The sequence below is a fragment of the Paenibacillus sp. Lou8.1 genome, assembly GCF_024213565.1.
Lineage (GTDB): Bacteria > Bacillota > Bacilli > Paenibacillales > Paenibacillaceae > Paenibacillus > Paenibacillus polymyxa_B.
This window is the reverse complement of the sequence record NZ_JANAVN010000015.1, coordinates 112,921-137,340: the sequence shown is the minus strand read 5'-3', so window position 1 is coordinate 137,340 and position 24,420 is coordinate 112,921. Positions and strand designations below refer to the sequence as shown.

The 24,420-nt window shown below is 44.4% G+C and carries 28 protein-coding genes; 22 read left to right on the top strand and 6 right to left on the bottom strand.

From position 1 onward, the window contains the following. Positions 1–183 precede the first annotated feature (183 nt). Positions 184–990: an adenosylmethionine decarboxylase gene (speD, locus tag NLX78_RS20770; RefSeq protein ID WP_254351417.1), complete on the bottom strand. Its 807-nt coding sequence runs from the start codon at positions 988–990 to the stop codon at positions 184–186. A 684-nt stretch (positions 991–1,674) separates the two neighbouring features. Here speD and NLX78_RS20765 point away from each other — a divergent pair. Further along, positions 1,675–2,523 carry a hypothetical protein gene (locus tag NLX78_RS20765; protein WP_165176244.1) on the top strand — a complete coding sequence of 283 codons (849 nt, stop codon included), beginning with the start codon at positions 1,675–1,677 and terminating at the stop codon, positions 2,521–2,523. Between the two features lie 85 nt (positions 2,524–2,608). On the opposite strand, the gene NLX78_RS20760 is transcribed toward NLX78_RS20765, so the two are convergent. Next, a complete protein-coding gene (locus NLX78_RS20760) occupies positions 2,609–3,622 on the bottom strand; it encodes an RluA family pseudouridine synthase (RefSeq protein WP_061829078.1) in 1,014 nt (337 codons plus the stop codon). A gap of 223 nt (positions 3,623–3,845) precedes the next feature. Between NLX78_RS20760 and recQ the strand changes: the two genes are divergently transcribed. From recQ to NLX78_RS20745, 3 genes are all read left to right on the top strand, one after another. Continuing rightward, complete coding sequence (gene recQ / locus NLX78_RS20755) at positions 3,846–5,744, top strand: DNA helicase RecQ (RefSeq protein WP_235307834.1); 1,899 nt, start codon at positions 3,846–3,848, stop codon at positions 5,742–5,744. A gap of 56 nt (positions 5,745–5,800) precedes the next feature. Beyond that, positions 5,801–7,669: a B12-binding domain-containing radical SAM protein gene (locus tag NLX78_RS20750; protein ID WP_254351416.1), complete on the top strand. Its 1,869-nt coding sequence runs from the start codon at positions 5,801–5,803 to the stop codon at positions 7,667–7,669. Positions 7,670–7,854: 185 nt separating this feature from the next. After that, positions 7,855–9,168 carry an alkaline phosphatase gene (locus NLX78_RS20745; protein WP_061829081.1) on the top strand — a complete coding sequence of 438 codons (1,314 nt, stop codon included), beginning with the start codon at positions 7,855–7,857 and terminating at the stop codon, positions 9,166–9,168. 209 nt (positions 9,169–9,377) lie between these two features. Here NLX78_RS20745 and NLX78_RS26780 read toward each other — a convergent pair whose 3' ends face one another. Together NLX78_RS26780 and NLX78_RS20740 are read right to left on the bottom strand one after the other, a co-directional pair. Further along, on the bottom strand, positions 9,378–9,467 hold the full coding sequence (locus tag NLX78_RS26780; protein WP_367988533.1) for a putative holin-like toxin: 90 nt from the start codon (positions 9,465–9,467) through the stop codon (positions 9,378–9,380). A 395-nt stretch (positions 9,468–9,862) separates the two neighbouring features. Further along, complete coding sequence (locus NLX78_RS20740; RefSeq protein WP_254351415.1) at positions 9,863–10,138, bottom strand: hypothetical protein; 276 nt, start codon at positions 10,136–10,138, stop codon at positions 9,863–9,865. Between the two features lie 84 nt (positions 10,139–10,222). On the opposite strand from NLX78_RS20740, the gene NLX78_RS20735 reads away from it, so the two are divergent. Further along, positions 10,223–10,438: a type II toxin-antitoxin system antitoxin gene (locus tag NLX78_RS20735; RefSeq protein WP_254351414.1), complete on the top strand. Its 216-nt coding sequence runs from the start codon at positions 10,223–10,225 to the stop codon at positions 10,436–10,438. Between the two features lie 30 nt (positions 10,439–10,468). Then, a complete protein-coding gene (locus tag NLX78_RS20730; protein ID WP_254351413.1) occupies positions 10,469–11,008 on the top strand; it encodes a hypothetical protein in 540 nt (179 codons plus the stop codon). Positions 11,009–11,532: 524 nt separating this feature from the next. Here the strand turns inward: NLX78_RS20730 and NLX78_RS20725 are convergent. Both NLX78_RS20725 and NLX78_RS20720 read right to left on the bottom strand, forming a co-directional pair. Continuing rightward, positions 11,533–12,138 (bottom strand): DedA family protein, encoded by a 606-nt coding sequence (locus tag NLX78_RS20725; protein WP_103047625.1) that lies wholly within the window; start codon positions 12,136–12,138, stop codon positions 11,533–11,535. A gap of 15 nt (positions 12,139–12,153) precedes the next feature. Next, the gene (locus NLX78_RS20720; RefSeq protein WP_254351412.1) at positions 12,154–12,729 is read right to left on the bottom strand and encodes a class I SAM-dependent methyltransferase; all 576 of its coding nucleotides are present in this window, start codon (positions 12,727–12,729) and stop codon (positions 12,154–12,156) included. 287 nt (positions 12,730–13,016) lie between these two features. On the opposite strand from NLX78_RS20720, the gene NLX78_RS20715 reads away from it, so the two are divergent. The 16 genes from NLX78_RS20715 (at position 13,017) to NLX78_RS20640 (ending at position 24,374) form a co-directional block, all read left to right on the top strand. Further along, positions 13,017–13,853, top strand: coding sequence for a hypothetical protein (locus NLX78_RS20715; protein WP_254351411.1), 837 nt, complete (start codon positions 13,017–13,019; stop codon positions 13,851–13,853). Positions 13,854–13,934: 81 nt separating this feature from the next. Further along, positions 13,935–14,288: a FlxA-like family protein gene (locus tag NLX78_RS20710; RefSeq protein WP_254351410.1), complete on the top strand. Its 354-nt coding sequence runs from the start codon at positions 13,935–13,937 to the stop codon at positions 14,286–14,288. Between the two features lie 295 nt (positions 14,289–14,583). After that, positions 14,584–15,012, top strand: coding sequence for a GNAT family N-acetyltransferase (locus NLX78_RS20705; RefSeq protein ID WP_254327664.1), 429 nt, complete (start codon positions 14,584–14,586; stop codon positions 15,010–15,012). An 11-nt stretch (positions 15,013–15,023) separates the two neighbouring features. Beyond that, the gene (locus NLX78_RS20700; protein ID WP_254351409.1) at positions 15,024–15,485 is read left to right on the top strand and encodes a hypothetical protein; all 462 of its coding nucleotides are present in this window, start codon (positions 15,024–15,026) and stop codon (positions 15,483–15,485) included. A 36-nt stretch (positions 15,486–15,521) separates the two neighbouring features. Continuing rightward, entirely contained in the window at positions 15,522–16,334 is an 813-nt protein-coding gene (locus NLX78_RS20695; RefSeq protein ID WP_254351408.1) for a helix-turn-helix transcriptional regulator, read from the top strand. A 105-nt stretch (positions 16,335–16,439) separates the two neighbouring features. After that, positions 16,440–17,396: an aldo/keto reductase gene (locus tag NLX78_RS20690; RefSeq protein WP_254351407.1), complete on the top strand. Its 957-nt coding sequence runs from the start codon at positions 16,440–16,442 to the stop codon at positions 17,394–17,396. A gap of 255 nt (positions 17,397–17,651) precedes the next feature. Further along, positions 17,652–18,143 carry an 8-oxo-dGTP diphosphatase gene (locus NLX78_RS20685; protein ID WP_028542993.1) on the top strand — a complete coding sequence of 164 codons (492 nt, stop codon included), beginning with the start codon at positions 17,652–17,654 and terminating at the stop codon, positions 18,141–18,143. A gap of 36 nt (positions 18,144–18,179) precedes the next feature. Beyond that, positions 18,180–18,383: a hypothetical protein gene (locus NLX78_RS20680; protein WP_254351406.1), complete on the top strand. Its 204-nt coding sequence runs from the start codon at positions 18,180–18,182 to the stop codon at positions 18,381–18,383. A 38-nt stretch (positions 18,384–18,421) separates the two neighbouring features. Then, entirely contained in the window at positions 18,422–18,943 is a 522-nt protein-coding gene (locus NLX78_RS20675) for a GNAT family N-acetyltransferase (RefSeq protein ID WP_061829090.1), read from the top strand. Positions 18,944–18,971: 28 nt separating this feature from the next. Beyond that, positions 18,972–19,421, top strand: a complete 450-nt coding sequence (locus NLX78_RS20670; protein WP_254351405.1) for a hypothetical protein — start codon at positions 18,972–18,974, stop codon at positions 19,419–19,421. Positions 19,422–19,490: 69 nt separating this feature from the next. Beyond that, positions 19,491–19,802 (top strand): hypothetical protein, encoded by a 312-nt coding sequence (locus tag NLX78_RS20665; protein WP_254351404.1) that lies wholly within the window; start codon positions 19,491–19,493, stop codon positions 19,800–19,802. Between the two features lie 133 nt (positions 19,803–19,935). Then, positions 19,936–20,970, top strand: a complete 1,035-nt coding sequence (locus tag NLX78_RS20660; protein ID WP_209949610.1) for an NAD(P)/FAD-dependent oxidoreductase — start codon at positions 19,936–19,938, stop codon at positions 20,968–20,970. Positions 20,971–21,221: 251 nt separating this feature from the next. After that, positions 21,222–21,887 (top strand): HD domain-containing protein, encoded by a 666-nt coding sequence (locus tag NLX78_RS20655; protein ID WP_254351403.1) that lies wholly within the window; start codon positions 21,222–21,224, stop codon positions 21,885–21,887. Positions 21,888–22,057: 170 nt separating this feature from the next. Next, positions 22,058–23,119, top strand: coding sequence for an SPFH domain-containing protein (locus tag NLX78_RS20650; RefSeq protein WP_250261995.1), 1,062 nt, complete (start codon positions 22,058–22,060; stop codon positions 23,117–23,119). After that, entirely contained in the window at positions 23,116–24,117 is a 1,002-nt protein-coding gene (locus tag NLX78_RS20645) for an NAD(+)/NADH kinase (protein ID WP_254351402.1), read from the top strand. The genes NLX78_RS20650 and NLX78_RS20645 overlap by 4 nt, the downstream gene beginning before the upstream one ends. A 77-nt stretch (positions 24,118–24,194) precedes the next feature. Beyond that, positions 24,195–24,374: a hypothetical protein gene (locus NLX78_RS20640; RefSeq protein WP_013309345.1), complete on the top strand. Its 180-nt coding sequence runs from the start codon at positions 24,195–24,197 to the stop codon at positions 24,372–24,374. Positions 24,375–24,420 lie beyond the last annotated feature (46 nt).

Here is a 24,420-nt window from a genome sequence, read left to right as displayed (position 1 = left end):
GTTATTTTAAATTAGTGGTTTCTTCCCCTATCATAGTGAACAATCTCTCGCTTGTACAGATCAAGTTAAGTAATATCTATTATTTTGTATTAAAAAAAGGACGAAAGCCCGGCTATATTCCAGTCCAAGCGATCCTCCTTTTTTCAATGAAATGATCTATTTTATTTTTACGCATTCGATCTGTTATGTCATATTTTTACCGTAGTAAATTTCGTCCATTTCGATTTTGAGACGTGTTGATATATTTTGTTGCTCTTTTTCACTCAGGCTTTCCTTGGTGTAGCCGAACAGGTAATTGTCCAGATCGAATTGTTTTAGCTTACATTTGGTATGGAAAATATTTTCCTGATACACATTCACGTCGATCATGTCATACTGACTGCGCACTTCGTCCGGAATATAGTTTTGAATGGAGGCGATATCATGGTCGATGAAAAGCTTATGTCCATTCGTATCACGTGTGAAGCCGCGCACCCGATAATCAATCGTCATAATGTCGGTGTCGAAAGAATGAGTCAAATAGTGGAGTGCCTTGAGCGGGGAGATTTCCCCACAGGTAGAGACATCAATATCTGCTCGAAACGTACTGATCCCCTCGTCTGGATGATATTCCGGGTAGGTGTGAACCGTAATGTGGCTTTTATCCAGTTGTATCACGACAGATTCAGGTAGGGGGCCGGGTGACTCGGCATAAGATTCAGTCGGTACCTCCACAATGGGTCCTTCTGATATAAGTACGGTCACGCTGGCTCCTTGAGGTATATAATCCTGCTGGGCTACGTTGAGCACATGGGCGCCGATAATGTCAGATACATTTTTTAAAATAGCTGTCAGTCGATCTGAGTTGTATTGTTCATCAATATATTCAATATACGCCTCGCGTTCTTCTTTGGTTTTGGTGTAACAAATATCGTACATGTTGAAGCTCAATGATTTGGTCAGGTTGTTAAATCCGTGCAGGGTAATCCGCTGTTCCGGTGTTATGGTCATAGGCTATTTCCCCTTATAGTCGCAGTATTCATACATAATATTCCCAACACGCCTTTTCATATACCGATTCATAAAATCAGTTCTGTAACTGTTAGATTAAAGGCTTGAACAAGTATGTCTTACCCGATTGGCGTAATTAAAAACAGGTAGGGGAGTGGCTTTGTTTTTACATGTATGGAAATTTTAATGTATATATACTTTATTTCTTACTCAGCAATTTTTAAGTAACAGGACTTATAATGTGGACTATGCATACGAAGAAGGAACTGAATGGACAGAGGAGTCGTAGTAAGACATAAGAACCGGGTTAGTAATTCATTAATTTAATGTGTTTCACCTTCACAATGCCGAAAGCTTAACCGAATATGATTATAGACCCAAAAAAATAGTGATTTTGTATATTGCGAAAATCGAGAAAAGCAACTTCAGCTAATAATATGCGTATAATGAAATAAACGTAAGAAGCTGAGAATTATGAAGTTAAAATGAATTTTGATAGCAAAATTCATTTTATAAACCGATCAAATATTACTATAAGGATTTTACAAAATTCGATTCCAGTCGCTCCGAAGTGCAAGTTATAGACGAACTAAACCATTTCGATCTATATGTTGTTCATTGGAATTTGCTTATTGGATTTTTGCAAAATCCTCTACTGTAAAAAACGGTGGAAGGAGTATCAAGATGCTGGCTTTGTCCGATCCGGCCTGGACTCTACTCCAAGGCCCCTACGGTTCCTCTCAATACGTCCCAGAAATGTTGAAACAGCTCCAAGCCGGATATGACGGCGAAATGGCTGACACCTTGTATTGGGAGGAACTGTATCACCAAAATACATTGTATACTTGTACATTTGCGGCTGTTCCTTACCTTGTAGACATTGCGTTAAAAAGTTCTGATATAGGGATTCGTGCAGATATTTATAACATTTGCGGAATATTCGAAGCGAAGAATAACAATCCCTTACATACCAAAGTTCCATTGGAATTTACAAGGGATCAGGTGAAAGTGGATTCTAGTGTGGCTGAATATATTTATGCGCAATATCGGTGTGCCATTGTCCGACTTGCAGAATTGACTGAAGAAATGGTGCTCTATGCGAAAGAACACGAAGGAGATGTAGGTAAACGCTATGTTCTGGCTGCGGGTGCCGCTTTTCAGGGATATCGCTGCATAGCTTATATGCTACAAAGCTTCGATACAGGTGACGAATATACGCTGGATTGTCCGCATTGCGGTACCCCGCTCTATATTTGGCCTGATGAACAGAATGACACCCTGGTTGTCTATGATAAGGACCCTGTAAATTCAGACAATCTGGTTCCCCACCCAATCCGCCCCCGTTCATTGGACCATAAAGGTGCTAATATACAGTGGTTACACGAATATGCCCAAAAAATTGAAGAGAACAAGCTTCTTGCTCAATTACCCTATTTAATCGGTTGGCTAGATTGTCCAGTGTGTAATACGCCCATATATATATGGGATGAGTTGATGAAAATGGCTGATGGTGTTCGGAGGTATACCGCTTAATCAATCAAAAAAGGGTGCTGTTTTCTACAGCCCCCTCATTTCCTCTTCTACTTTTCCATCTAATCTCCGTATGCTTTGCTCAATTCTACTCCCGAAACGGATTCAAAAAAGTTTTAGGAATGTCGGATTCAAAACGCAGCAATACTCCGGTGACGGGATGAATAAATGACAATACCCTCGCATGTAGGCCAAGACGCCCAATCGACTTGGATTTGGAACCGTATTTTTTATCTCCAACAATTGGATGACCGATATCCTCCATATGTACGCGGATTTGATTTTTGCGTCCGGTTTCCAAACGTACTTCCAGCAAAGAAAAATGACGATTGGCTTGAAGCAGCTTGTAATGAGTGACTGCGTGCTGTCCGTCATTCGGATAAGGACTGGAATACATTTTTAGCGTCTTGCTTTCTTTCAGCCATGAGGTGATTGTACCCTCAGCTTTTTTAACCTGTCCTTCTACAAGAGCAATGTATGTTCGTTCATACACAACTTCCTTCCACGCTTTTTGCATTTCCTGCTGTATGGCTTCGCTTTTTGCAAACATCATCACTCCTGATGTATCACGATCCAAACGATGCAGTACAAAAATACGATTGTACGGATGTTCGCGCCTCACATGGGCCGTAAGCTGGCGATAGGCTGTTACTTCCTGCTCCTGCGCTGAAGCCACGGACAGCAACCCGGCATCCTTATGGATAACGATAATGGCTTCATCCTCATGCAAGATACGTAGCCCAGTCAGTGGTACGACGGGAGTTACTTTTTCCTTGGAAAGCGCGACAGTCTGACCTTGCTCCAGTGGAAAATTGTGCACGGTACGCGGAATGCCGTTGACGGACACCTGCCCACGAGCCAGTGCTGATTTAATGGAGTTACGACCCATGCCAGTCACATGCTCTACTAAAAAGCTTAACAGCTCGGCAGGCTCCTGGACGATGTATGTTTTGGCAGGGGCTTTATCAAAAGCATTCGTTCTCCGTTGAGCTTCCGGTCTATGGGAGCCAGATCTTCCGGCAGGTTTATGACTGCGTTTGGAATGGCTTGCGTTTGACGTAGATTTTGTATGATTTTTCCGTTGGGGTTTCCGATTGTTCATAGGTTCTTTCTCCTTCTTGGAACCGTGTCTCTTCATAATTATGGACAAATTTGCGGCACCGTGTTCACTATATCATGAGAAAACAGCGAACGCCATAAGGGACTAAACCAGATTGGCAGTCTTCTAGCGGTTGAACATTACCCTGAACCCCGGTAAACTAAAGGTAACGAAAGAAAAGCCGATATGCGTCAAGGACGCTAGAAATATGAGGAGTTTTGAAACTATGAGTGTACAAGCACCAACATTGGAACGGGCGCAGGACTTGCTGCAAAAATTTTATGGCTATCCCGATTTCCGGGAGGGACAAAAGAAAATTGTGGCCAGTATGCTGGAGGGCAACGATACGTTGGGCATCATGCCGACAGGGGGCGGAAAATCGATATGCTACCAGATCCCCGCGTTGTTGCATGAGGGGCTGACCATTGTCGTGTCACCGCTCATCTCGCTGATGAAGGACCAGGTGGATGCGCTGACCACCATGGGGATTGCTGCTGCCTACATCAATAGTACGTTGAGTGGTCGAGAAGTGAATGATCGCATACGAGCCGCACGGAATGGTGATTTGAAGTTACTATATGTCGCACCGGAACGACTGGAACTGGACTGGTTTCGCGATGAAATGGCTCAGTTGCCGATTTCCTGCGTTGCGGTAGATGAGGCTCACTGCGTATCCCAGTGGGGCCATGATTTCCGTACCAGCTACCTGGCTGTGGCTCCATTCGTGGACGGGCTGTATGAACGCCCAATCGTGGCGGCGTTTACGGCAACGGCGACACCGCAGGTCATGGATGATATCGTGCGCCTGCTTCGTCTGCGCTCACCGGAGACGTTCGTTACAGGCCTTGGACGGCCCAATTTGGCGTTCAGTGTGCTGCGTGGGGAAGACAAACGCAGCTTTTTACTGAATTATACCCGTGAGCATGAGGGTGAATCGGGCATTATTTATGCGGCGACACGTAAGGACGTGGACGATTTGTACCAACGGCTACGTGACGCAGGCATGGCGGCTGGACGCTATCATGCCGGGATGACAGATCAGGAACGTGCAGATAGCCAGGAAGGGTTTCTGTACGACGATATCCGGGTCATTGTAGCAACCAATGCCTTTGGCATGGGGATAGATAAATCGAACGTACGCTATGTCATTCACTACAACATGCCTAAAAATATGGAGGCTTACGTACAAGAGGCGGGGCGCGCAGGACGTGATGGCGACCCGAGTCAATGTATTTTACTGTTCGGACCGCAAGATATTGTGACGCAGAAGTTCCTGATTGAGCAAAATCCACAGGATGAAGACCGCAAGCGCAACGACTATCGCAAGCTCCAACAGATGGTTGATTATTGCTACACGACTCGTTGCCTACGTACGGCACAGCTTGAGTATTTTGGAGAAGCGGAGGAGCATGAAGCTTGCGGCATATGCAGTTCATGTACAGATGAGCGGGAATTGGTTGATATGACCATAGATGCGCAGAAGATTTTTTCGTGTATTCATCGCATGCGGGAACGTTATGGGGTCTCGATGGTCGCTTCGGTGTTGAAAGGATCGCGTAACAAAAAAGTGCTGCAATATGGTTTTGACAGCCTGCCAACCTATGGTGTGATGGGCAACCGAACGGAAAAAGAAATTGCCGAAATTATCAATGTTCTTGTTTCGGAAGGCTATCTAATGTTGTCCGAGGGACAATATCCGGTCGTACGCTTGCAGCAGCTTGCGGCTGAGGTGCTGAAAGGCCAGCGAGAAGTCATGCAGCGTGTGGTGCGACATGCCACGGCTTTTGCAGGTGGAGCAGGTTCACGCGGACGACAGGGACGCGATGCATACCCGGCTGCAGTCAACGAAACCGTGTTCGAGCAATTGCGCCTGATTCGCCGCGATCTGGCGGCTCAGGAGCATGTACCGTCTTATATCATTTTCAATGATGCAACGCTGCGTGAGATGAGCGTAGCGAGCCCGCAATCCGAGGCAGACATGTTGCGGATCAAGGGTGTCGGCGAAGTGAAGTTCCGCAAGTACGGCAAGCCGTTTCTTGATTTTTTTCAAAATCAGGGGAGTATCGGGGGAACGGTAAGCGAGGAAGAGATTTATGCAGACGATGTGTACGAGGATTTTGAATAGCTATACTAAGGTAAGGGGATATAACAGTTCATGCAAACTATAGAAGGTTGTGACCTATGAAAGTCATTTTATCAACGTTAAATGCAAAATATATTCATACCTCGCTGGCCATTCGATGCCTCAAAGCCTACAGTGAAAAGGACTTTGATATCGAGTTGGCGGAGTACACGATTAAGGACCCGGTGATGAACATCGTATCCGATTTGTTTCAACGCGGGGCAGATGTCATCGGCTTTTCTTGTTATATTTGGAACATTGAAGAGACGATCAAAGTCATTGATGTGTTGAAAAAGATTATGCCCGAGGTCAAAATTGTTCTGGGTGGTCCAGAGGTATCCTACGATACGGATCACTGGATGAAGCGCTTGGCGAATGTGGATTTTATCGTGGTTGGTGAAGGAGAGGAAACCTTCCATCAACTGCTGCAGGAGCTGGAAGGGGATGGCAAGTTCCATTTTGTGTATGGACTGGCTTACCGTAAGGGAGAAGAGGTTATTCAGATGCCCGGTCGCCCGAAAGCGGACTTGAACGAGCTACCGTCGCCCTATCGTTTTGCAGAGGATATACCGGAACTTGGGAAACGGGTTGTTTATTTTGAAACGAGCCGAGGCTGTCCGTTCAGTTGCCAGTTTTGTCTGTCGAGCATCGAAGTTGGGGTGCGCTATTACGATATCGAGCGTACAAAGTCGGATATTCTGTATCTGATCGACAATGGAGCCAACCTAATTAAGTTCGTGGATCGGACGTTTAACATTAAACGCGATTATGCGCTGGAAATGTTCAAATTTTTGATTGAAAATCACCGTGGTTGTGTCTTCCAGTTTGAGATTACGGCAGATATTATGCGTCCCGAGGTGTTGGATTATTTGGCGGAAAACGCGCCACCTGGCGTGTTTCGTTTTGAAATCGGCGTCCAATCAACGAATGATCCTACCAATGAGTTGGTTAAGCGTCGCCAGAACTTTACCAAACTTTCCCGTACTGTTACCAAGGTCAAACAAAGTGGTAAAATCGACCAGCATTTGGATTTGATCGCTGGATTGCCGTTGGAGGACTACAACACATTCCGTAAAACGTTTAATGACGTTTTTGCGCTCGGCCCGGAAGAGCTTCAACTTGGCTTCCTCAAAATGCTGCGTGGCACCGGACTGCGTATCGACGCAGACAAGTATAACTATACGTATATGGATGTTGCGCCGTATGAAATGCTGAGCAATGACGTCCTTTCCTTTGCCGATATCGTCCGGCTCAAGCGCTTGGAAGATGTATTGGAAAAATACTGGAACTCTCATCGTATGGATCATACAGTTAACTATCTGATTGAGCGTGAATTCTCGTCCGCCTTTGATTTCTTTCAGGAATTCGGAGACTACTGGGAAGGACAGGGCTGGCAAAAAATCGGGCATCAGCTCGAAGACTTGTTCACGCGTCTCCAGTCCTTTCTAGAATCGCGTGGAACAAAGCGAATGGATATGGTGCTTGGACTGATGAAGCTTGATTATTTCCTTAACCATAAATATAAGCCGCGTAAAATTTGGTGGGAGCATACCTTGGAGAAGAATGATTGGTCCAGCTATATGAAAATGGTTCTCCAGCATCCGGATGCGCTGTTGTCACCTGTGGTTGCAGATTTTGTGGCAGATGCGAGCAAGGAGAGTACAGGTGGGACGGATGTAGGCAGTCAACAGCCGCAGCCATACCGCGAGATTATTCCAGCCTTTGCTTCCTTGAAGCTGAGTGAAAAGGAACTGCAAAAGCACGCTGTGCTGGATGTACTACCGTTCAGTCTGGATCATATCCTGAGCGGAGGAAGCCCATTCACAGCCGAAGGCCACACCCTGCTGCTTGTAGTCTATCAGCAAAATGGACAGCAAAAACCGCTCTACTACACCATGCCGATCGGCAAAAATATCGCCGCCATTTAAATATAAACGCCAGAGGGCATCGACTTTGATATACCAAGAGTCGGTGTCTTTTTTTGTTTTATAAATAAATAGGCGCTCATTCCAAATTTTACATTCGCATAATCTATTGCTTTACGATGCTTTACAAAGCAGATATATGATTACTTTATCATATATGAATATCAAATTTATTGGAGTGTGACCTTGTGAAAAAGCGTTCGATGAAAAAGAGTATCCTTGCTTTAGGTGCCATTACCGTTTTGAGTGCGCCATTGTTATCTGCTAATATCCCTAACGCTTTTGCAGCCTCATCTAATACCAAGTCTACTACCGCACAGGTATCCAAAGGACTGAAAACTTCGTCAGCGAAAGTCGATGCTCCTAAGAATGTCATTCTTTTTATCGGCGATGGTATGGGAGAAGCAAGTCGCAACGCGATTCGCTTGGCGACGGTAGGGAAATCGGGATTACTTGAAATGGATAACATGCCTGTAACCGGCCTGGTTAGTACAAGTTCAGGGGATAACCTGGTTACGGATTCTGCCGCGGCTGCAACTGCCATTGCAACAGGTGTGAAAACGTATAACGGCGCAATCGGAATGGATTTGAATAAAAAACCAGTGACAACGATTATGGAGCTGGCCAAAAAAGCAGGCATGTCTACAGGTGTCGTGACGACAAGCCAAGTGACAGACGCAACCGGGGCCGCCTTTGGTGCGCATGTCGAAAAACGCTCCGCTCAAAGCGAGATTGCCAAGCAGTATCTGGAGAAAAGCAAGCTGGATGTTATTCTGGGCGGTGGTGAGGATTTTTGGTACCCTGCCGGAACAGTAGGCAAACATCCAGATGCTCCGGCAGAAGATCCTGAGGAAGCTAGTAAGGGAACTCAAGGGAATTTGGTAGAACAAGCGAAGAAGCTGGGTTATAGCTATGTGACGGATCAGGCAGGAATGAAAGCAGCCAAAGGTTCTAAGTTGCTAGGGCTGTTCGCCAATGAAGAGATGTTTCAAGCTCACAACAAGCTGGGTAACTCTTACAACCCAACGGTTTCTCTACCGGATATGACGGCTAAAGCGATTGATGTTCTTTCCAAAAACCAAAAAGGTTTTTTCCTGATGGTAGAAGAAGAAGGAACGGATGAGATGGCGCATGACAATGAAGGGGAGTTAACGATTAAGGCTGGGCAACAACTTGATAAGGCCGTTAAAGTAGCTAAAGAGTATGCCAAAGCGCATCCAGATACATTAGTGTTGGTGACGGCAGATCATGAAACGGGCGGTTTGGCGATTGAAGGTGAAGATGCGGAGGATGAATCCGGTGAAGGCATTTCCAAAGAGGATGGTCCTTTTACTGTAAAAGGCTCCGATGAGAAGTTTTATATCGACTGGACCACGGGTGGACATACATCTGTTGATGTGGCGTTAACCGCGATGGGACCTGGGTCTTCTCAGTTTAGCGGGAATTATCCGAATACTGCCATTCATGACAAGCTAGTAAAGTTGCTTCAATTAAAGAAGTAATATGGTGTGAAAGGAAAGCCGCCCCTTAAAAAGATTTGCCATATTGGCAATATGGTTTTTCCTGTGATAAACTAAAGCTAATAAGTATATACTGAAAAAGAGTAAGGATGCTGCCAACATCCTCACTCTTTTACAACAGCCGCTTATAAGGGCGGTGGCTGTAGGGTTGGATTAGTAAAATAGACCGCTAACCTTTTCCAGAGGGCGGTCTATTTCTTTTTGTTGAAGGAAAGAATCAAGATCACCAATGTCGCAAATTGAATCATCAACATCAATGTATCTTTAACCTCCACAGGCATCACCTCCTTTGCAGGAGACTAGCCGACCGCCCATCTAAGCCATTCTGTTGTTAGTTTATAGTATATCATATGGATAGTATTGCTAAAAAGGACAAACCTGAACTAAAAAGTTACCTGTCGTGCCACTGCGCAGTCGGATGGTGCTTCCCATCGCCACCGCCCCCGGATTTCTTGAATTAGTCTTTGTTTAAGGTGTAAATCCGGGGACAAAAGCGACCGCTTCGCTTGTACAGCACCATTCCGCCTACTCCGTTTTTGTGGTTCATTTTTCGAGTTCAACTTATTTAGCCGAATTGACAATTTCACGCAAGTAGAGTGCGCGGTTTTGGTCGAGAATATTATTTGGGCTAAATTTCTTCTAACAAGGTTAGAAATTTCTTTTTGAAGAGAAAATATTAATCAGATAAAATTTGGTTTAAACAAACGCCATCTTTCAAGCCTTGTTCATACATAATAGATTCAACCATGCCTTGGAGTAGAGTAGTATTGGTATCATAATCGTAAAGAGTTTGTATGTATTCCTTTGGCAAGCAATCATGTAAAATAGAAAAGAGTTGAATACAGTCTTTCATTAAGTCTTTGTATTCTGGAGAATTAGCCAGCATCGACCCAGCTACATGTTCCATACGAATAGAAACGAATTGATTAAGGGCTTCTTGTATAGCTTTCATTTATCTTCCTCCATTATGGTGACATCAAAGTGAGATCATAATCTTATTTTAAGGTGACATCACTATTGTGAGGAGTTTTAGACAATGACAACGAATAAAAAAGCATTTACTTTGCGATTAAAACCAGAAAACTTTGAGAAGATCAAATATATAGCTGATAAGAACAAACGATCAATTGCTAAACAGATTGAATATGTACTTGAACAGCATATTGATGAGTTTGAAGAAAAGAAGCAAAAGATAAGAAAGGTGACTCTATTACACAAGAATAACTTAGGGTTAATTAGTTTTTGGGGATAAGAATAAAAGATGTGTGGGGGGGGAATATGCATGAACGCTATATTAATTAATTCACGCCAAATTCCCTTTTATACGGATCTAAAGCTGGTTTTCGAATCCATAAATAATATCCAATCGGAATATAATTGGCTACTTACTGGGTTAGAACTGAATTGGATACCGGACGATCTTTTGGAGTATGTCAAGCAGAATCTGGCTTTTGAAGAAAACGGGTATGGAAACACGAAGTTATGGATGACTGGGGAACAACTGACACGTCTTGTACATAGATATGAGATTCAATTTATTTGGGGAATACTTATGGGATTTGAAAAATCTGAGGCTGTAGATGTTGGTGCATTAGCTATGCAGTTTTATTCAAATGCCTATGAAGGCTGGTGGCAACTGGAATCCACAATGCAACATCCCAAAGCGAATATAGAAATTATTTGCTGGGATTCAACCTTAACTTTATTTCTCAGTAAGGATCAAGCCGTAGTCGAGAGCTTCAAGGCTTATTTTAAAGACGCAAAAGATTTGGATGAGTATAATTTTGAGGCTAGTAACCGAGTTAAGAAAAGAAGAGAATAATGAGATCTTTACAAACTGCAGTTAGGCAAGCGACCATTATGAGCTGATCCTATAGCTCTGTCATGTGAGGAATAAAGTCTATATAAGCTGAACTGAAAAAATGTACATGCAAAACGTAGTAGACGGAATGGTGCTTTACAAGCGAAGCGACCGCTTTAAAAGCTTTCCGTAGGAAAGCTCACTTCGGAAGCATCACCTCCCCGGATTTCTACCGATGAAGACTTTATTTCAGAAATCCGGGGGCAGTGGCGATGGGAAGCACCATCCGTCTGCGTAGTGGCACGACAGGTAACTTTTAAATTCACTTATTTAATTATCCAAGCAATAAAAACACGCAATTACATAAAATCGATTATAATGAGGTAAGAATAATTAAGGAGCCGTGCTCTGACATGGCCCCAGCATACAACAACTGCATAAAGAGCAGTCGGCCATCAGGTGGTCGAGAGTAGACCGTTTACTTTAGTGAGGGCGGTCTATTTCTTTTTCATGTAGGTAATGAACATGCCGAATATACTTAACCTTTACTCCTCCGTTGTTTTCTTCCCCCATACAAATTTCATTATAAAAAATATAATTGTCAGCATGATGAGAAGCAATGCCATCTGCAAGCCATAACGATGGATTAGTTCTCCTACTGCTTGTACATGATCGCCAAAGATACGTCCGAGCAGAAAGAAGATCAGCGTCCAGATCAAACCCGTTGAATAAGAGAAGAGGGCATAGCGCTTGAAGCTCATTTTATTGATTCCGACAATATAAGGGATAATGTGACGGACGATCGGCAGCAAATAACTGATGCAAATAGTGAAGTTTCCATACTTATGTATCAATTTTTCCGAAAACGTAATGTACTTGTCCATTTTTTTCTTCCGGCGTAAACGTTCTAGAATCGGTGTGCCCACGGTTCTCCCCAATACATAACCTAAGGACAAGCCTGATATAACCCCAAGATATACAATTAAAAAAGCGGGTAACGGGTGAAGTATGCCCATGCCTGTTACAGCCCCGCCAGTCATCACGATGACTTCATCCGGGATGGGTAGACCCACAATCCCCAGCCATAGAGAAAAGAATAATGCGGCATAGCCGTATTGTTCGATGATGGAAATTAAATATTCCACGTCCATACCCGTACTCCTTTCTTAGGTTTTCTTTCGGCATACATACACGAATGCGGGTGGAACATTCATTGGCACAAACTTGATTTCTTCAATATCAAACCATTCACCTAACTGTTGCTTCATCTGTTTAGAGTATTGAAAGGCCACAAACATTCCTCCATCCCTGAGCGATAGATGAATTTGTTCTACAATTTGATTCCGCATCGCTTGTGGAAAATTGAAAAAAGGCAGCCCGCTGATTATGCAGTCAAGCTGTTCTACTTGGGCATTTTTCATAGCAAGCTGAAGCTCACACGAGTCGGAATAGCACAGATAATTCGGGAATCTTCTTTTTAATCTCTGCTGCATGGTTTGGTCTTTCTCAAAGAGTAAAACCTTGGGTTGAAATTCAGCAGCAGACGGGATGTATTGGGTAATTGCCCCAGTTCCAGCACCAAGCTCGGCAACAGCATGAACTTCACTCCATGGAATGGATTCTATCATATTTTTAGCTAAAAATCTGGAACTTGGTGTTACACTACCCACGTATGCAGGCGAGTACAAAAATTTGACTAGGAACATAAGTCTCTCGTGAACCAAATGGCTAATACGGATCATACATCATTTCCCTACTTTCAATTTTTAAAATACGTTCATTTATTCTTTGCTAAGAGTAACAAATTATCCCTTTACTTACTCCTGTCTCAAGTAGGGTTGATCCCCCCGTCTTGCGGAGGGGATTTTCCTTGACTATGGTCTAGGAAATAATAAAAGGGTTACGGTATTAATGAGTTTGTATTTATTCAGTTATCATTCAGCATACCCTCAGGTTGCATTCAGATTTGTTACCGATGAAAGGTAGGTGGGCAGCTAAAAACATTATGTACACTGAGAGGGGATCTACTTTGTCACTATCCATTAACAGGCATCTCATCACGACTTCCTATGATCAATCGAATACGGTGAAGTCAAATGAGAATGGACTAAATACCGCGGGTCATACCACACACAAGAAATCTAACGATTCACTCGAATTGAGCAAGGAATTCATGGAATACACGGGAGGAATGCAGGCTCCGCTTCCTACGGAAAACTACAGTAATGATTACAAGTACGATGACCAGGATATCATTGCACTAACTACAGACCAACAGAAAACGCTGTTGTCTGATCTGCAAAGTTACCTGATGTCTTCCAGTGCTTCCACTGATACAGATGAACTCACCAACAGCACGAAGAATCCGTTGGCTTCGGTTAGCGACTTATTAGCCGGTGTGGATCTTGCGACGGCAACAGATGAGGAAGTATCGGATCTATTCGATAAGATAGCAGAAACGATCCAAAATAATCGTCCTGCACCGCCGCCTGAAGGTGACCCGTCCCATCCTGAAATGGATAGCAGTGGTCTGCCTTCTATGATGCAGGCAATGGGTGGAATTATGCCTCCATTCGCATGGAATATTCAAGAGGCTTTCAATCAAGAGGATAACAGCACTACATCTGAAAAAGAGCTTACAGTAGATGGAAAAAGGTCCTTGCTGAGTGATTTGCAGAGCATTCTGAGTTCTAGTCTTATATCCGGGTCAACAGCTTCGGACAAAGATCAGGAAACAGATCTGCTTTCTGCATTAAAAGACGCATGGGGAAATACAGATGAATCGAATGCCACAGATGAAGAAATATCGGCTTTATTCGATAAAATCGCTAAGATTTTTGAACAATCTGTATCATCGTCGTCATAGTCATTAGAGTGCAATGCCATAGCTTAGAACCGGTTAGCCCACACGTGTAAAACTCATACTTTTATAAAGGGGAAATCTCGTATGAACATTTCATCCACATCCAGCAGTTCAATATCTATTGCAAGCACTTCATCTTCATCCAGTACCAACGATACAGCTAGTCTGGAAAAGCAAAAAGCTCAACTTGAAGCGGAGTACAACAAGGTACAGCAAAGTAAGGATAATAAAGATACAAAAGAAACAAAAATGAAGCAGCTTCAGCAGCAAATTAAACAGATTGAAGCTCAAATTGCACAGCAAAGTTCGCAATCCAGCGGCACGTCAACTCCAAAAATGGAAAAGCCCGCTCCAAGTAACACGGAAACAAATCGTATCAACAGCGCTAACAGCAGCGATATTACGGGAGTTGGGAAATCACTGGATATTTCAATTTAATCATCCCCTCTCTTCTCCTGTATGGCAGACGATGTATAAACGATAGCAGGTTCTCCGTTTCATAGGGGCCTGCTTTTTTCGTTTGCTAAATATTTTGCATGAATCCAGGGAGCGACTTTAATCAACGATATTTAGATTAGAATAATTCTGTCCATCTAAATGGAATCATGTGACTAAACATAGAAAAGTATATACAATATATAACAGTAGGAAGATGAAAGTATTTTAACCCTATTATTTTCTATATTTAAATCAGTAAGTGCTAGTAATCATTTCAAATTGGAGGATTTATGCCATGACGCTGGAACCTCAGATGAATCGAAGTAGTAGAGATGAAGCACGTTTAGTCAGAAACAAGTTGATTGAGTTTAATGCGAAACACGTCCCAGCAGATATTCAAACCCGATACGAAGAGATTAATCTTACGCTCAAAGATGAAGACGGTCAGGTCATGGGCGGTCTCCTAAGTGTACTATGTTGGAACTGGGTGGAGGTTGATATTTTGTGGGTAGATCAGCGTTACAGAGGAAAGGGCTACGGTTCACAACTGCTTGGTGAAATTGAACAGATTGCTAGAGATAAAGAGTGTAATTTTATACAACTTAATACGTTTACTTTTCAAGCGCCTAAATTCTATGAAAAGCATGGGTATGAAGTCGTTGGTGTCATTGACGATGCTCCGAGAGGCTTTAAACACTATTATTATAAGAAAAGTATCTACTGAGGACTCTATATATGCGTGTACAGATCAAGGAAATAAATAAAGATCAGCATATCATCATTCGTAGTATGGGCGAGGAAAAAGTATACGGCTACTGGACATATTTTTGGCATGAACTGACTTCCGGATATGCGTATGTTGTCCCGTATGAACAAAGCTTGAATAAGATGATTCCCGGTTGTGTAATTTCGGTCGAGACTTCTCAATCCAGTATAGAGGGGTTCAGAAGGCTGAAGTCTACTGAAGAGACAGGGATTTTTCGACCTCAACCAAAGCTAGGCGACTATTGGATTCAAGGAACGATACATCAAGTGATACAGGGCGAAGCAGGCGAGATAGAATGTCTGGAGATTGTAGTAGGAGACACTACGTTTATTTTGGATTCTAAAGAAATAAATGGTGATGTCAACGTTAAAGCGGGCGACGGTGTCGCCTTTGAAGTCATAGGCCTGCAGTTGTTTGACGAGGGACTGTGATCGTTCTATGGCGATGGATTGGAAAAGAGGTGACATATGTCTAATGATTATAGTAAATCGAAAACGTTGGGAGCTTTTCTGAAATCACGTAGAAATCGACTTCAACCAGAGCAGGCAGGCCTTAGACTTTCACAGGGTCAGCGAAGAACACCGGGGCTTCGCCGAGAAGAAGTTGCTCTGCTGGCAGGTGTCAGTGCGACGTATTACACATGGCTGGAACAAGGTAGAGAAGTAACAGCATCTAAGGAAGTTATCGAAAGTATAGGAGAAGCTCTACAATTAACTCATGATGAGAGAGCACATCTAATTCAATTGTGGAATCCCAATGAGACGGTTGCTATTTCGCCCATCCATACAACGCTGAATCCACAGTGGCAACATATTATTGATCAGTTGTCCTATCCTTCCTTCATCAGCAATGAGAAAGCGGAAGTGCTTGCTTGGAATAGCGCGGCGAATGAGGTCATTACCGATTTTTCTTCCCTGTCTATTTCTGAACGTGTCATGATTCGTTTATTGTTCGTGGATTCCGAATTACGTCGTCGAATGGTTAACTGGGAAGAATTTGCGTCCTATTCGGTAGCTGTTTTTAGAACCTTTTATGACAAGTATTTAGGAGATCCTTGGTTTGAGGAGACGGTAGAACGGCTACGTGTGGAAAGTATGGAGTTTGACACCATGTGGAAGCTGCATCATATCCAGCTCAAAAAAGTGAATCGGGTTTCCTTTCAAATCCCTGGCGCTGTGGAGGCAGTTTCCTATGATATTAATTCTTTAGCAAGCATTACGGACCAACCGGGTCTGCACTTTTGTATCTACACGCCAGTAAGCCAATCCTCTGCCTGGTAATCTTGTTACTAGTATAAACGTACTGTGGTTGCCTCCATATGGGTCCATTAGAATGAGTACATGTTCATTCCATCCATTTACCCAAAGAAAAGAGGGAACCATGATATGCTGAAAAGGAAATTGGGACATGAAGGGCTGGAGGTATCAGCTCTGGGCCTTGGCACGATGATGATGCCGAACAACGAGGAGTCGGTGCGTACACTTCAGGGAGCGCTGGACCTTGGTGTAACGCTGTTTGATACAGCAGATCTTTATGGTGAAGAATACGCACAGCAGAAGTTCGGCGGCAATGAGAAGCTGGTTGGACGTGCGCTCAAGGGTCGTCGGGAGGAGGCCGTGATTGCCACTAAATTCGGAATCACGCACACTCAGGGGCCCAAGGGAGATCCGGCATATATTAAAAAATCCGTGGACGCCAGTCTATTTCATCTGGGGATTGATTATATCGACCTGTATTATCAGCATCGAGTCGATCCCAATACTCCGATTGAGGAGACCGTCGGAACGATGGCCGATTTGGTTAAGGAAGGGAAAATCCGTTATATCGGCTTGTCGGAAGCGTCGGCTGAACAGATCCGTCGCGCGCATGCGGTGCATCCAATTAGCGCGGTAGAAACCGAATATTCCTTGTGGAGCAGAGAAGTGGAAGATGATGTTCTTCCGCTACTGAACGAATTGGGAATCGGCTTCGTACCCTACAGTCCACTGGGTCGAGGTTTCCTCACGGGACAGATCAAGAAATTTGACGATCTGCCAGAGGATGATTACCGCCGTCATTTTCCACGCTTCCAAGGAGAGAATTTCAACAAAAATCTAGAAGTTGTCCTCCTGATCGAAAAACTGGCTGCCCAAAAAGGCTGTACTTCTGCTCAGTTGGGGCTGGCATGGCTGCTGGCGCAAGGCAACCATATCGTTCCGATTCCGGGAACGAAGAGACTGGAAAGAGTGCGTGAAAATCTTGGTGCTCTACAGATCTCCTTGTCGGAAGCAGAGCTTCAAGAGATTGAGCGCATTTCGCCTAAAGGCTTCGCAGCAGGTTCTCGTTATCCGGGGCGTGTCTAGAAAACTGATTATTGGCATGATGGATAAGACCGTTCCTTTCTGGAGTCGCTTGGTAGTACCAACGGCTTTGCAGAAAGGCGGTCTTTTTTTTACTGATTTTGACCGACTTAGGCATGAGTTTTCTAATCTAGTCTATGGTTAGAGTTATTGCGCTCTACAAAATAACGCGTTAAAGTATGGTGAATACCATATTTAACCACAATATGTCGGTGAGAAAGTTAAAAGCTAGATCATGAATCGTGAATAAAGAAAGGTATGATCGGATTGACAACAGAAGTGACACACAAAATATATACCATGTGTATGATTCAAGACGGAAGCAAGGTATTGCTTATGAATAGACCCAATCGAAAGGGGTTTCCGGGTTATATTGCTCCAGGAGGAAAAGTAGAGTTTCCAGAAAGCATTGTGAATGGGGCCATTCGTGAAGTAAAGGAAGAAACGGGCTTAACCGTGACGGAAATTGTATTTAAAGGAATCGACGAATATTGTGATCCAAGTCAAGGGCTGAGGTATATGGTCTTTAACTATTTGGCTACAGCCACTGAAGGTGAACTATTAAAAAATCCCCCCGAGGGGGAACTGCTGTGGGTCGATATGAAGGAAGCGCTAAATCTGCCGATGCAGGATTGGTTTAAGCGGAGATTTCCATTGTTTTTCGAGCCGGGAACGTTTGAGGTTAGTTTCGTTTGGCTGGCAGATACGGATGAAACCCTGGAAGCAACGATTAAGAGCTATGGTGTGTAGAGATGACAACGACATCTGGAGAATGGTGAAGAAGAGTTGGCAAAAGGGTTCTTTACTGCTTACGCACAAGGGATGGAAGCCAAAGAAGGATTTACTGAGCGTTTCCGGGTGCATATGCTGCATCAGCAGGTTCTAAACTGGGGATGTGCCAAAGCGATGAAGCAAGTCACCTGGGATGATAAGCTCTCTTTTGCAGATTGGGCGCAAAAGTTCATAGATATTGAGGTATATGAGAAATAGCAGATGAATTGAACGTTTAAAGAGGAGGCCGTGAGTGGATGCAGACCGTCAGATTGGTAAAGCCGGATCGGGGCTGGAAGGATGCTTATCTTTCATTTTATGAGGAATGGAAAAAGAGTCAGGAGCATATGGTGCCTTGGGTGATTTCTATAGAACCGTACGATTTTGAAGGTATGCTGACGGTTTTAAGTAATCAGGAAAATGGAATGAACCTATCTGAAGGCTGGGTCAAAAGCTCAACATACTGGCTTGTGAATGCGAATGAACAGGTTGTGGGAGCAGTGAATATCAGACATGACCTTAACGAACACCTAATGAATGCCGGAGGTCATATCGGTTACGGTATCCGTCCTTCTGCACGAGGGAACAGGTACGCTGTTACAATGCTGGCCTTGGCGTTAGAAAAAGCAAAAGAGCTGGGGATTTCCCGAGCCCTGGTCGTATGCGACTCCGATAATATTGCCTCCAAAAAAACAATCATACAAAACGGCGGAACGCCGGACAAGGATTACATAGAGGAAGACGGAAACCGTGTAAACCGGTTTTGGATCGAACTGTGAGTGAGAAAGAGGGGAACGCGAGAAGCTCATGAAATTATGGCCTGAATATGCGCAAAACATTATTGTTGGTGTTATTTTTGAAGGGAAATGGAATTGGTATGTGACGGAAAGAGAGTATTGGTTTTTGAATACCGAGATGGAGGAACGGTTTGGCATCTCTATTTTGGATGAAACCACAGTGGGAGCATTTTTGCATCACATCTGTGAATATAAGGTGGCTACAGGGGAACTAACTTCAATGCTTCAGTTGCTGGATGAGGCTATTCAGCATCAGGATGAATTGTTGGAGTTCTGTCCTGCTCTGTATGTTAACTTTGACGAGAAAGTTCTCTATTCGCTATTTCCTGAGCCAGCTTCGTTTGAACACTATGTCCCAGCGGGATGGAAAGGAGAATATCAAAACTTTTTGAACGAGGTACCTTCACCTGAACAGTATTGGATGATCGATGGAAGTGATTTTTTTGAGAAATTCACTTGATAGGACGAAGGAGGCTGTTAAGAATATGGATTCTTCCATGCATGAGTTTATATCATATCCAAGCACAGAATGTACGATCAATATTTGGTAAAGTTGCGGGCATGCATTGTGCTTTTGGATGAACAGGTGCTATGGCGCGTGGGTGAGGCCGAAACGAACAGCATTGGTGGGATCAACAACCATATCATGGTGCATGTGCGCAGAAACGCAGTCAAGCTTATGGACCCGACGATTACATACAAGCAAGGAATGGAGGATAGCTTTATACCTTCCATGCAAAACAAGGAACAACTGATGGATGAGGTAGAAGAAGCTTTTTCATCCTTCTGTGCAGCAATCCTCGCAAAATTTACGAGAATAACGAAAGTAGCAGTTATATAAACCTATAAAATATAGTTCTAAGGTCACGAAAAACTCTGTAATGGTCATGTTTTTATTTCTTAATTGATATTGATAATTATTATCACTTATAATAGGAGCAGACATATTACGCTATGATAGGGAGAGTTGCAGAGTGACAGTATCCTTGGAATTATATGATGTAACGATCATCGGCGGTGGTCCTGCCGGTATGTATACCGCATTTTACAGTGGAATGAGAGATATGAAGACCAAGCTGATCGAAGCCAAGCATGAGCTGGGCGGACGGATGCGCATATACCCAGAGAAGATGATATGGGATGTCGGGGGGGTTACCCCGGTTTTATGTGAAAAGCTGATTGATCAGCTGGAGCAGCAGGCGCGGACGTTCGAGCCTACCATTGTGTTGGGACAGCAGATCACTGGTTTGGATCGGCAAGAGGATGGCACGTTCCTGCTAACTTCTGCCACAGGGGAACAGCATTGGACACGCACGATCGTTCTGGCAGTAGGCTATGGTATTCTCAAAATGGCTAAGCTGGAGATTGAGGGGGCGGACCGCTATGAGGTTACGAACCTGCATTATACGGTACAAGAGCTGGAGCCATTCCGGGGCAAGCACGTCCTGATTTCCGGTGGGGGCGACTCGGCGGTGGATTGGGCGAATGAGCTGGAGTCTATTGCGGCGAGTGTGACCGTCGTACATCGTCGGGATCACTTTGGCGGACATGAGAAAAATGTAGCTCGTATGAAATCATCTTCGGTCCGTGTTCTCACACCATACGCGGTGAGCCAGCTACATAGCAACAATGGAGAGACGATTGAACAGGTGACGATCAGTCATGTAGATACGGACGAAATACAGGTGTTGAATGTCGATGCAGTCATCGTAAATCATGGACTAAAATCCGATTTTGGCCCGCTTCGGGATTGGGGGCTGGATATGGGTGAGTGGCATGCCCGAGTGAGCGAAAAACTGGAAACGAATCTGTCGGGGATTTTCGCGGCAGGCGATTTTGTCGAGTACGGAAGCAAGCTGTATCTGATTGCCGGTGCGTTCACAGATGCCGCCCTTGCACTGAACAGCGCGAAGCTGTACATTGATCCAGCAGCTGACAAAGCGGCATATGTATCTTCTCATAACAGCCGCTTTAAGGAGAAGAACCGCGAGCTTGGTGTCGTGGAGTAGAGTAAGATACGGAATTAAGTTAAAGAGGATCGGGTTTAGATAGACAAACGAAAAAGAACTTCCGCGACTACGATTGATGTGGTTTTGGAGGTTCTTTTTTTTGTCAGGTTACTGACTTCTCGTTCTAAAGGTTGGATGCCATACACTCTATAGAATAAAATGAAGAATGATTCGTAGTAAGCAAATGGACAAGCATTAAAAAATTAAACGAACCTACCATAGAAAGTATGGATGGGATTGAAAGGTGACATATGAAGAGACGAACGGAGCAACAGGAAGCGATGATGGCAGATATTATTCAAAAGGCGGAGCCGTATGTACAGCAACAGCTGGAGCATGACCACAGTGGTCACGATTGGTGGCATATAGACCGGGTGAGAAAGCTGTCCCTTAAAATTGCTGCCAAAGAGGGCGCAGATTCGTTTATTTGTGAGCTGGCAGCACTGCTGCATGATGTAGCGGATGAAAAATTAAATGATTCCAAACAAGCCGGGCTAGATAAAGTAGAGCAGTGGCTGCGTCTGCATATCAGCGATCCGAATGTAATCACGCACGTGATGACTATTATAGCTACGATGTCCTACAATGGTGGACAAAACCCGCCTATGGAGACGCTGGAAGGTCAAGTAGTGCAGGATGCGGATCGGTTGGATGCTCTTGGAGCGATTGGGATTGCAAGAACCTTTATGTATGCAGGCTCAAAAGGCAGCATGATGCATCACCCGGATAAAGACTTTTCACAGCATGAGTATCGTGACGCAGGTAAAAGTGCCATATACCATTTTTACGAAAAGCTACTCAAGCTCAAAGATTTAATGAATACCACTTATGCCCGAGAGCTGGCGGAGGTTCGGCATCAATGGATGGAGATGTACTTGGAGCAATTTTATAGAGAATGGAATGTGGATGATAAATAGAGTGTTTCAATAAGGCTGTTTCCTCTAACCGAGTATATCGGAGGGGAAATAGCCTTTATTTTTTCATAAATGTCATATTGATATTATCGAAAATGTGTGTTATTTTATTGTTAACAACAAAATGATAATAACAAAATATTACAAACTATAAAGAAAGCAGGGAAGCGGCTATGTTTGGATTTAATTTTGTTAAATTTCAGCCCAGTGAATATGTGATGAAGGTGAAAAACGGGAAGGTGGTTCGGGAGGGTGTTGGATTATCTTTTTATTATTACGCCCCGACCACCTCGGTCGTCGTCGTGCCCGTCTCTTCCATTGATGTACCGTTCATGTTTGAGGATATGACGAATGATTTTCAGGCGGTGACGGTGCAGGGGCAACTGACTTATCGGATTGTGGATTACCGGAGAACGACGCAGATTTTAAACTATACGTATGACTTGAAGGAACGACGCTATATTTCGGATGATCCGAGCAAGCTGGCCCAACGGGTGATTAACATCGCCAAGGTGCTTACCAAAAAGTATTTGGAGCGTGTCCCGCTCAAAGAAGCTGTTCAGTCCAGTGAACGTCTGGCCCAAAATATGACGAAGGATATTGCTCAGCATACGGAAATGGAAAAGCTCGGCATTGAGGTTATGGGGTTGTCGATTTTGGCGATTCTACCCAATAAGGAGACGATGAGAGCGCTGGAGGCTCAAGCGAGGGAAGAGATTCTTCGCAACGCGGATCACGCTTTGTATGAGCGTCGTAATGCATCTATTGAGCAAGAGCGGCGTGTGAAGGAAAACGAGCTGAACACCGAGATTGCAGTGGAGACGAAAAAGAAACAAATCCGCGAAACTCAACTCGATGCCGAGCGTTCTGTGAAGCAAAAGCAAAGCGAGATGAAAGAGGAGCAGCTACGATTTGACACGGCCTTGGAGGAGAAAAAGCGTGAGCTGATTGAACTGACCGTAACGAATAAAAAGGCAGAAGCCGATGCCAAGGCCTACGAGCTGACAGCAGTCATGAAATCGTTGCAGGATGTTGAGCCGAACGTACTTCAAGCTATGGCCAACATGGATATGAGCCCGGATAAGCTAATTGCGATAGCATTCCAGGAGCTTGCAGAAAATGCAGGGAAAATCGGTCAGCTGAATATTACACCGGATCTGCTGCAAGGTCTCATGTCAGATACGGGAGCAAACGGATCAGCAGGATCGAGAGGGTCTGGAGGAAGAACACGATGAGCAGCCGAATGACAGAGCAAAAGATCATTTTAGTGAAGCGTAAAACGCGACTGGAGGAACTGATTGTTCGATACAATACGGTGCAGCAGGCTCGCTTCTTTATGGAACGGCTGGGTGCGGATTTCAGTGATTATGTGCTGGAGGACGAAAATTACCGCAGGGCGGTGGCAAAGGCTACGTCGGAGTTAACGGCCTTGGGTCGAGTTCAGATTGTGGAGCGGGAGCATGTGCCGAACTTTATTTTTGGTGAGCAGGATACAGTGGTGGTGCTGGGTCAGGATGGGCTGGTAGCCAACACGTTAAAATATTTGACCGAGCAGCCGCTTATCGGTGTGAATCCAGATCCATTGCGCTGGGACGGGGTATTGCTGCCGTTTACTGTATCCGATCTGCGCTGGGTGGTGCCGGATGTATTCGTGCACAGACGGCCAATTAAGGAAGTTACGCTGGCTAAGGCCCAATTAAATGATGGCCAATCCTTGTATGCTGTAAATGATTTGTTCATTGGGCGCAAAACTCATGTCTCCGCGAGATATGAGTTAAGACTGGAGGATCAGGTAGAGCAGCAATCCTCTAGCGGCATTATCGTTTCAACCGGATTGGGAGCGACAGGCTGGCTGACCAGCGTGCTTGCTGGAGCGGCCGGGATTGTCGGCAGTGCTACACGGCATCCAATCTCGCTGACTCCAGGCCAGCTGATGCCAGGTGCAGCCTTCAGTCAGGAAGGGGCTGTAGACGGAACGAGTCAGGATCATCGTGCAACCTGGAGTTTGCCATCACTTTATTTTACAGTGAGAGAACCCTTCCCCAGTCGAACGACTGCTGCGGATCTTGTGTTTGGTCAGGTAGCAGCCGAAAAGCCGTTACGGATTGCATCGCAGATGCCGGAAAATGGAGTTATTTTCAGCGATGGAGTGGAAAGCGACTTTCTGGAGTTTAATGCTGGCATTGAGGCGACCATTGAACCAGCGGAGAAAAAAGGACATCTGGTCGTGTAGAGGTTTGTACAGGACGGCAATGGGTAATTATGAGTAAGGTACAACCATCAGATGAAATTAAAAAAGGAGGAATCAACATGAGCGATCACACTCAAGACGAAGCGAAAATCCGCAACAAGAAGGACGAGGACGGAGATTCCTTGATGGAGAAAACGAAGCTGGAAAATGGCGTGGATATCGAGCCTGAGGCTGATGAATGGATTGCGAAGCCCTCACCAGTGTCATACGATGATACGAACTCCTCTTCGAAGAAATAAGGCTCTTGTGTCCAAATAGAGCAGTGAAGCAAAGACAGATGACCCC

Excerpts from the sequence above, each read along its gene's own strand:
- NLX78_RS20655 (WP_254351403.1), top strand. The coding sequence starts at position 21,222 with ATGAAGAGACGAACGGAGCAACAGGAAGCGATGATGGCAGATATTATT.
- NLX78_RS20670 (WP_254351405.1), top strand. The coding sequence starts at position 18,972 with ATGAAATTATGGCCTGAATATGCGCAAAACATTATTGTTGGTGTTATT.
- NLX78_RS20675 (WP_061829090.1), top strand. The coding sequence starts at position 18,422 with ATGCAGACCGTCAGATTGGTAAAGCCGGATCGGGGCTGGAAGGATGCT.
- NLX78_RS20765 (WP_165176244.1), top strand. The coding sequence starts at position 1,675 with ATGCTGGCTTTGTCCGATCCGGCCTGGACTCTACTCCAAGGCCCCTAC.
- NLX78_RS20640 (WP_013309345.1), top strand. The coding sequence starts at position 24,195 with ATGAGCGATCACACTCAAGACGAAGCGAAAATCCGCAACAAGAAGGAC.
- NLX78_RS20705 (WP_254327664.1), top strand. The coding sequence starts at position 14,584 with ATGACGCTGGAACCTCAGATGAATCGAAGTAGTAGAGATGAAGCACGT.
- NLX78_RS20740 (WP_254351415.1), bottom strand. The coding sequence starts at position 10,138 with ATGAAAGCTATACAAGAAGCCCTTAATCAATTCGTTTCTATTCGTATG.
- NLX78_RS20650 (WP_250261995.1), top strand. The coding sequence starts at position 22,058 with ATGTTTGGATTTAATTTTGTTAAATTTCAGCCCAGTGAATATGTGATG.
- NLX78_RS20700 (WP_254351409.1), top strand. The coding sequence starts at position 15,024 with ATGCGTGTACAGATCAAGGAAATAAATAAAGATCAGCATATCATCATT.
- NLX78_RS20750 (WP_254351416.1), top strand. The coding sequence starts at position 5,801 with ATGAAAGTCATTTTATCAACGTTAAATGCAAAATATATTCATACCTCG.
- NLX78_RS20730 (WP_254351413.1), top strand. The coding sequence starts at position 10,469 with ATGAACGCTATATTAATTAATTCACGCCAAATTCCCTTTTATACGGAT.
- NLX78_RS20720 (WP_254351412.1), bottom strand. The coding sequence starts at position 12,729 with ATGATCCGTATTAGCCATTTGGTTCACGAGAGACTTATGTTCCTAGTC.
- NLX78_RS20695 (WP_254351408.1), top strand. The coding sequence starts at position 15,522 with ATGTCTAATGATTATAGTAAATCGAAAACGTTGGGAGCTTTTCTGAAA.
- NLX78_RS26780 (WP_367988533.1), bottom strand. The coding sequence starts at position 9,467 with ATGCCTGTGGAGGTTAAAGATACATTGATGTTGATGATTCAATTTGCG.
- speD (WP_254351417.1), bottom strand. The coding sequence starts at position 990 with ATGACCATAACACCGGAACAGCGGATTACCCTGCACGGATTTAACAAC.
- NLX78_RS20760 (WP_061829078.1), bottom strand. The coding sequence starts at position 3,622 with ATGAACAATCGGAAACCCCAACGGAAAAATCATACAAAATCTACGTCA.
- NLX78_RS20710 (WP_254351410.1), top strand. The coding sequence starts at position 13,935 with ATGAACATTTCATCCACATCCAGCAGTTCAATATCTATTGCAAGCACT.
- NLX78_RS20645 (WP_254351402.1), top strand. The coding sequence starts at position 23,116 with ATGAGCAGCCGAATGACAGAGCAAAAGATCATTTTAGTGAAGCGTAAA.
- NLX78_RS20725 (WP_103047625.1), bottom strand. The coding sequence starts at position 12,138 with ATGGACGTGGAATATTTAATTTCCATCATCGAACAATACGGCTATGCC.
- NLX78_RS20685 (WP_028542993.1), top strand. The coding sequence starts at position 17,652 with ATGATCGGATTGACAACAGAAGTGACACACAAAATATATACCATGTGT.
- NLX78_RS20690 (WP_254351407.1), top strand. The coding sequence starts at position 16,440 with ATGCTGAAAAGGAAATTGGGACATGAAGGGCTGGAGGTATCAGCTCTG.
- NLX78_RS20735 (WP_254351414.1), top strand. The coding sequence starts at position 10,223 with ATGACAACGAATAAAAAAGCATTTACTTTGCGATTAAAACCAGAAAAC.
- NLX78_RS20665 (WP_254351404.1), top strand. The coding sequence starts at position 19,491 with ATGTACGATCAATATTTGGTAAAGTTGCGGGCATGCATTGTGCTTTTG.
- recQ (WP_235307834.1), top strand. The coding sequence starts at position 3,846 with ATGAGTGTACAAGCACCAACATTGGAACGGGCGCAGGACTTGCTGCAA.